Source organism: Cereibacter johrii, from assembly GCF_001720585.1.
GTDB lineage: Bacteria > Pseudomonadota > Alphaproteobacteria > Rhodobacterales > Rhodobacteraceae > Cereibacter_A > Cereibacter_A johrii.
On the sequence record NZ_MABH01000188.1, the window covers coordinates 1 to 7,071 of the forward strand.

The 7,071-nt window shown below is 69.8% G+C and carries 7 protein-coding genes; 6 read left to right on the plus strand and 1 reads right to left on the minus strand.

Going from position 1 to position 7,071, the window contains the following annotated elements:
• The first annotated feature begins 158 nt into the window (after positions 1-158).
• The 4 genes from A9O63_RS17125 (at position 159) to A9O63_RS17140 (ending at position 3,774) form a co-directional block, all read left to right on the plus strand.
• On the plus strand, positions 159-350 hold the full coding sequence (locus tag A9O63_RS17125; RefSeq protein WP_012640908.1) for a twin-arginine translocase TatA/TatE family subunit: 192 nt from the start codon (positions 159-161) through the stop codon (positions 348-350).
• Between the two features lie 101 nt (positions 351-451).
• Positions 452-727, plus strand: coding sequence for a hypothetical protein (locus A9O63_RS17130; RefSeq protein WP_069333014.1), 276 nt, complete (start codon positions 452-454; stop codon positions 725-727).
• Between the two features lie 90 nt (positions 728-817).
• Positions 818-3,124 (plus strand): putative bifunctional diguanylate cyclase/phosphodiesterase, encoded by a 2,307-nt coding sequence (locus tag A9O63_RS17135; RefSeq protein ID WP_084296011.1) that lies wholly within the window; start codon positions 818-820, stop codon positions 3,122-3,124.
• Positions 3,125-3,261: 137 nt separating this feature from the next.
• The gene (locus A9O63_RS17140; protein WP_069333016.1) at positions 3,262-3,774 is read left to right on the plus strand and encodes a CopD family protein; all 513 of its coding nucleotides are present in this window, start codon (positions 3,262-3,264) and stop codon (positions 3,772-3,774) included.
• Here A9O63_RS17140 and A9O63_RS17145 read toward each other — a convergent pair.
• Complete coding sequence (locus A9O63_RS17145) at positions 3,744-4,259, minus strand: DUF2231 domain-containing protein (protein ID WP_069333017.1); 516 nt, start codon at positions 4,257-4,259, stop codon at positions 3,744-3,746. The genes A9O63_RS17140 and A9O63_RS17145 overlap by 31 nt on opposite strands.
• A gap of 126 nt (positions 4,260-4,385) precedes the next feature.
• On the opposite strand from A9O63_RS17145, the gene A9O63_RS17150 reads away from it, so the two are divergent.
• Both A9O63_RS17150 and ctaD read left to right on the plus strand, forming a co-directional pair.
• Positions 4,386-4,931: a cytochrome c oxidase subunit II gene (locus A9O63_RS17150; protein ID WP_235836998.1), complete on the plus strand. Its 546-nt coding sequence runs from the start codon at positions 4,386-4,388 to the stop codon at positions 4,929-4,931.
• The coding region (gene ctaD / locus A9O63_RS17155) for a cytochrome c oxidase subunit I (RefSeq protein WP_069333018.1) at positions 4,928-7,071 on the plus strand (2,144 nt) is incomplete at its 3' end. The genes A9O63_RS17150 and ctaD, both read left to right, overlap by 4 nt.

The window sequence follows — 7,071 nt, forward strand, 5'->3', positions numbered from 1 at the left end:
GCCGCCGTGCCGCGGCCACTCTCCCGCACGCAGGCCCTGCCCCGCAGCCCTTCGCCCGCGCCTTCCAGGCCCGCGCTCCTCCGAACCGTCCCTTCGCGATCTGACCGCGACCGGCCGCCCGCAAGGCGCGGCCCTTCCAGACGTTTCAGGAGTTGAACATGCTCAACAACATAGGCCTTCCCGGCCTCCTCGTCATCGCAGCCGCCATCATCGTCCTCTTCGGCAAGGGCAAGGTCTCGTCCATGATGGGCGAACTCGGCCGCGGCATCTCTGCCTTCAAGCAAGGCCTTCAGGACACGCCTGCCGAGCCCGCCGCAGCCGAGCCGCCGCGCGAGATCAAGGACGCCTGATCTCCGCCGCGACGCCCTCTCCGATCTTCCACGGGCAGGCGGAGCCGTGCGCCGGAACGGCGCAGGCCCGCGCATGCCCGCCTCAACGCACAGGACATGCCATGTCACTCGATCCCGCAGCCCTCGGCGGGCTGCTGCCGGCTGCCGGCGCCCTCACGCTGCTTTTCCAGGGCGGCCGGCGCAGCCTGCGACGCCGGGCCGACCGCCGCGCCGCGCGCTCGGCCAACCTTCCGGCCCCGGCGCCCGCCCCGTCCGGCACCCCGGCCCCTGATCCCGAGCTCGGCGCTTCCCGTTCCGAGCGCCGGCAGGTGCTGCTGCACTGGATCCTTCTGGTGCTGGGCCTCGGCGCGATCTTCGCGCTCGGGAAACTGATCTGAAGGACGGCCGGCACCCGCCGGCCGATCCACCTTCCATCATCTTTCGTATGTAGTTTCACAGACCTCTTGAGCGCTACGGCGGAATCGACGATGAACGCAGCACGTTCCCGGCTGGACGGTTCGGAGATCCGCCGGAGGGACCAAGCTGCCCGTTCCAGCGCCTCGACCGGCAGGTCGGCGGTGCCCGTGGGCCGCCAGGAGGTGAGGATGGACAAGCCCCGCGCGCCTGCTTCCTTCTCGGCGCAGCTTGTCGCGGCCATCCTGTTGGCCTGCCTCGTGGCCACCCTGTCGGTCCTGTTCCTGAGCTACACGGCGGTGAACGCGGTCGATGCGGACGCCGAGGCCCGACAGATCCGCTTCGCCCAAAGAGCCATCGTCCGCGAGACCAGCAGGCTTCTCGAGCAGCAGCAGGCCTCGACGGTCTGGGACGAGGCGGTGCTCCATGTCCGCAACGGCAACCGCGACTGGATCGACGCGAACCTCGGCACCTGGATGCACGAGCAATACGGGCAGGACGAGACCTACATCGTCGATCCTGACTCCCGGATCGTCTATGTGGCGCGCGAGGGCGTGACCGGGCAACCCGGCCCCCGCTCGCCCCTGCCGCCGGCCGTCGAGACGATGGTCGAGGAGATGCGCGCGGCGACGCGCAACCCGGCCGAGTCCACCGCCGACGTGGCCGAACGGTCGCTCACCCGCTTCGTCCTTCTGGGAGGCAAGCCCGCGCTGGTGAGCGTGGTGCCGATCGTGCCGGACACGCCCGCCCTCGTGCAGCCGGCGGGCACGGAATATCTGCATGTCGCCATCCAGAAGGCCGATGTCGACATGGCCGCGCGGCTCTCGAGCGCCTATGAGTTCGACCGCGGCTCTTTCTCCGTTCAGCCCGGTCCCGATGACCGTCTCTCGGTGCCGCTGCGCGACGCGGCGGGACAGCCCATCGCCTGGTTCGTCTGGCGCGCGGACCGCCCCGGGCACCGGATCGTCGAAGAGATGCTGCCCGTGGTGGGCCTGTTCGCGGCCTTCGGCGCCGCTCTGCTGAGCTGGCTGCTGCGCACGCTCTGGATCGCGTCGCGGCGGCTGCACCAGAGCGAGGAGGAAGCGCGCTATCTCGCCATGCACGATCCGCTTGCGGGCATCCCGAACCGCACGCTGTTCGAGGATCGGCTGGATCAGGCGCTCAAGGCCGAGAAACGCGGGGGGCCGGCGGTGGCCCTCCTCTGCCTCGACCTCGACCGGTTCAAGGCGGTCAACGACACGATGGGCCATCAGGCCGGCGACGAGCTCATCCGGCAGATGGCGGCGCGGCTGCGCTCGCATGTCCGCGAGACGGACACGGTGGCGCGGCTCGGCGGCGACGAGTTCGGCGTGATCCTGATCGGGATGACCAGCGACGAGACGCTCGGGCGCTACTGCAGCGGCCTCGTGCATCTGCTCGCGGCGCCCTGCGACCTCAAGTGCGGGCAGGTCCAGATCGGCGCGAGCATCGGCGCCGTGCGCGCGGCCGCCGTCGAGGGGGGCAAGGAGTCGCTCCTGCGCAGCGCCGACACCGCTCTCTACCGCGCCAAGGCCGAAGGGCGCGGGCGCTACTGCATCGCCACGCCCGAGATGACCGACATGTTCCGCCGCCGTCACGAGATCGAGCGCGACCTGCGCCGGGCGGTCGCCGAGGGCGGGCAGATCCATGTGCTCTACCAGCCGATCTTCGATGCCGAGGAGCGCATCGTGGCGGCGGAGGCGCTGGTGCGCTGGAACCACCCGGCCCTCGGGCAGATGGGCCCGGAGACCTTCCTCTCCATCGCCGAGGAGACGGGCCTGATCGAACGGATCGGCCACCATGTCCTCGAACAGGCCTGCATCCTCGCCGCCACCTCGGGCATTCCGCGGGTGTCGGTCAATGTCTCGCCGGTGCAGCTGCGCCACGAGACCTTTGCCGACGAGGTTCTGGCGGTGATGTCGGCGCATGCCCTTTCCGGCGAGCGGCTCGTGCTCGAACTGACCGAGAGATTCACGCTCGACGCAGGCCCCTCGACGCTGGCCAATCTGGCCCGACTGCGCGCGGCGGGCGTCTCGATCGCGCTCGACGATTTCGCGACCGGCCAGTCGCTCCTGCGCTATGTGCGCGACTATCAGATCGACACGATCAAGATCGACCGCTCCTATGTGGCGCGGCTCGGCACCGGGGACGGCACCGACCAGATCGTGCGCGCCATCCTCGACCTCGGCCGCGCCATGGGCATCGAGGTCACGGCCGAAGGGGTCGAGCGCGCGTCCCAGCGCGAGGCCCTCCTCGGCATGGGCTGCCACGGCTTTCAGGGCTACCTGCTCGGCCGGCCGATGGATCCGCTGCGGCTTGCGGCCCTCAGCGCGCGCAAGGGCGTCGCGCAGAAGAGCGCCTGACCGAAGCGCCGGAACCGCGGCCGTCCCCCGCCGTTCCCTTCCCGCGCGCGCTCGCGACGGGGAGAAGGATCAGGGATGACGGCAGGGGCGGCAGTCCGGAGATCGGCGCGGGAGCAGGCGCCGGAGGCAGTCCGCGCATGATCGGTGTTCTCGAACCGGCGATCCCGCATCTCAAGGCGCTGCACATCGCCATGCTCGTGCTGTGGTGCGGCGGCCTCTTCGCCCTGCCGCTCATGCTGAGCCTGCACGACGATGCGATCGGGCAGGCCGACTATTCCCGTGTCCGCCGCGCGACCCATTACGGCTATACGCTGGTGGTGACGCCGGCCGCGGTGACAGCCATCGCCAGCGGCACGGCGCTGATCTTCCTGCGCGAGGTCTTCGTGGCCTGGATGTTCGCCAAGCTCGTCTTCGTGGCCCTGCTCGTGGCCTTCCACGCCTGGGTCGGCCACACGCTCGTCAGCGTGGCCGAGACCGAGGGCACCCATCGCCCGCCTGCGGCGCTGCTGCCGCTGATCCTGCTCTTCGTGCCGGTGCTGGGGATCCTGACGCTGGTCCTCGCCAAGCCCGACCTGGGCCGGATCCCCCTGCCCGCCTGGCTCGAGACGCCGAGGGAGCTTCAACTCCCCTTCGACGTCCCGAGCCGATAGTCGAACACGAGCTTGCCCCCATGCCAGCCCGCCGCCGAGACCATCACCACACCGAACGCCGAGAGGAGCAGGCCGTAAGGCAGCACCGCCTCCTCGTAGCCGCCGAGCCGGTAGCCCCAGTTCGCCCCGAGCACCGACAGGAGCGCCACGGCGATGACGAAGTGGGTCCAGGCGGCGGCGCGGGCGCGGATGCCCGGCACCATCAGAAGCTCGGTGGTGCCGGTGACGCCCGCTGCGAGGCCAAACAGGAAGGCGGTGCCCGCGGCCCAGAGCGCGGCGCGCGCCCAGAAGATGTCGCCCGAGAGCCAGTAGAGCACGTCCGCGCCGAAGGTGCAGAAGGTCAGCGCCACCGGAAAGGCCACGGTCATGGCATGGGTCGGATGGCCCCAGATCGCGATGCGGCTTTCCGTCTGTTCGAAGTCGGGGCTCGAGCTGATCGGATCGATCAGCGTGTCGTCCTCGGTCTGCACCTGCTTGTCCGTCATCGGCCCCTCCGCGGCTGGCTGTTCCTTCTCACAACGCCGATCCTGCTCTCCGGTTGCGCGGAAGATCTCTCGGCGGTTCATCCCGCCGGTCCCGCCGCCGAAGTCATCGCGCGGCTCTGGTGGGTGATGCTCGCGGGCGCCACGGCCATCTTCCTCTTCGTGACCGTGCTTCTGGCCCTCGCCATGCGCCGCAGGCCTGGCGGCGGCAGCGACCGGCTCTGGCTGCAGGGCCTGGGCCTGGCCTTCCCGCTCACCGTTCTCGCGGCCCTTCTGGCCTACGGGCTGACGGTGGGCGAGGCGCTTCTGCCCCACGACCATCCCGAGCGGGTGACGGTGCGGGCCGAGGCGCGGCAATGGGCCTGGCGCTTCGGCTACGAGGATCGCCCGGGGTTCGAGACCGAGGACATCCTCCATATCCCGGCGGGCCGTCCGGTGGATGTCGAGATCACCAGCGCCGACGTGATCCACGGTTTCTGGGTGCCGCGGCTGGCCGGCAAGATGGACGCCATCCCGGGCCATGTGAACCTGCTGCGGATCGAGGCCCGCGCGCCCGGCGACTATGCCGGCGTCAGCGCCGAATTCAGCGGACCCGGCTACCGCACTCACGCCTTCACGGTCCGCGCGCTCGACGCCGCGGACTGGGAGGCCTTCCTCGAGGGTCCCTCCCCATGAATGCCCTGCGCCGACACCGCCTCCTCACGCGGATCTGGGCCTCGGAGCCCGGCTGGCGCGGCTGGTTCACCACCGTGAACCACACCGATCTGGGCCGGATGTTCCTCGGCGCCTCGGTCGTCTTCTTCCTGATCGGCGGCATCCTCGCCATGCTGATCCGGGCGCAGCTGGCCAGCCCCCGCTCGGCCTTCGTGGGCGCCGAGACCTATGCGCAGCTCTTCACGATGCACGGGACCATCATGATGTTCCTGTTTGCCATCCCGATGTTCGAGGGGCTCACGATCTATCTGCTGCCGAAGATGCTCGGCTCGCGCGATCTGGCCTATCCGCGCCTCTCGGCCTATGGCTTCTGGTGCTATGCGCTGGGCGGCTCGATGCTGATCGTGGCGCTTCTGGCCGGGATCGCGCCCGACAGCGGCTGGTTCATGTATCCGCCGCTCGCCTCGACGCTGGGCTCGCCCGGGATCAATTCCGACTTCTGGCTTCTGGGTATCACCTTCGTCGAGATTTCGGCCATCGCGGCCGCGGTCGAGATCGTGGTGACGGTGCTGCGCTTCCGCGCGCCCGGCATGTCGCTCGACCGGATGCCGATCTATGGCTGGTATGCGCTCGTCACGGCCACGATGATCCTCACGGGCTTTCCGCCGCTGATCCTGGGCTCCATCCTTCTGGAACTGGAGCGCGCCTTCGGCCTGCCCTTCTTCCAGGTGGCCGAGGGGGGCGACAGCCTGCTCTGGCAGCACCTCTTCTGGCTCTTCGGCCATCCCGAGGTCTATATCATCTTCCTGCCCGCGGCCGGGGCGATCTCGACCATCCTGCCCGTCATGGCGCGGACGGACCTCATCGGCTACCGCTGGGTGGTGGCTGCCGCCATCTCGCTTGCGGTGCTGAGCTTCGGGCTCTGGGTCCACCACATGTTCACGACGGGCATCCCCCACATGGGGCTCGCGCTCTTCTCGGCCGCCTCGACCCTCGTCGCGGTGCCCACGGCGGTGCAGATCTTCGCCTGGATCGGCACGCTCTGGCGCGGCACGCCCGAGATGCGGCTGCCGATGATGTGGATCCTCGCCTTCTTCGCCACCTTCGTGATCGGCGGGCTCACCGGGGTCATGGTGGCGGTGGTGCCCTTCGACTGGCAGGTGCATGACACGCATTTCATCGTGGCCCACCTGCATTACGTCCTCGTGGGCGGCTTCGTCTTCCCGATGCTGGCTGCGCTTTATTACTGGATGCCCCATGTCACCGGGCGGAAGCGGTTCTTCCGGGTGGGCGACGTGGCCTTCTGGCTGGTGACGCTGGGCTTTCACGCCACCTTCCTTGCCGTCCACTGGGTGGGGCTCCTCGGCCAGCGGCGGCGGACCGAGACCTACGAGCCCGGCCAGGGGTGGGAGGTCATCAACCTCATCTCCTCGATCGGCGGCTTCGTCATGGCGATCGGCTTCGCGCTGGTGATCCTCGACGTGGCGATGAACGCGCTGGTGGCCGTCCGGGGCAGCCGCAATCCCTGGCGCGCGGGCACGCTCGAATGGGCGATGCCCACCCCCGCGCCCGCCTACAATTTCGCGAGCCTGCCGGAGGTGAGCGGCCGGGATCCGCTTCATGCCGACCCCGACCTCGGGGTGAAGATCGCCAAGGGCGCCTTCTATCTGGGCGAGCCCCGCGAGGGTCGGCGCGAGACGCTGATGGTCGATGTGGCGACGGGGCGGCCCGCGAGCCTCGTCGTCTATCCCGGCAACAGCGCCCTGCCCTTCCAGCTCGCGCTCGTGACCGGGCTCTTCTTCCTCGGAATGCTCCTGAAGACCTACTGGCTGGTGCCGCTGGCGCTGGCGGGCGTGACGGCACTGGCCATCCGCTGGGTCTGGACGATCCTGCCCTCGCGCGACGAGGGCCCGCAGCCGGTGGGCCTGGGCCTCAGCCTGCCCCGCGACGTGGCCGAGAGCCCCGGCTGGTGGGGGTCGCTCTTCCTGCTTCTGGCGAATGGCACGCTCTTCGGCTCGCTCATGTTCGGCTATGCCTTCCTCTGGACGGTGGCGCCGAACTGGCCGCCGCCTGCCTGGCTCGCGCCCTCGGGGCTGCAGGGCGCGCTCCTTCTTGCGGGGGCGGCGGGCGCGCCCCTCCTCGTGCGGCTCGCGGACCGCAG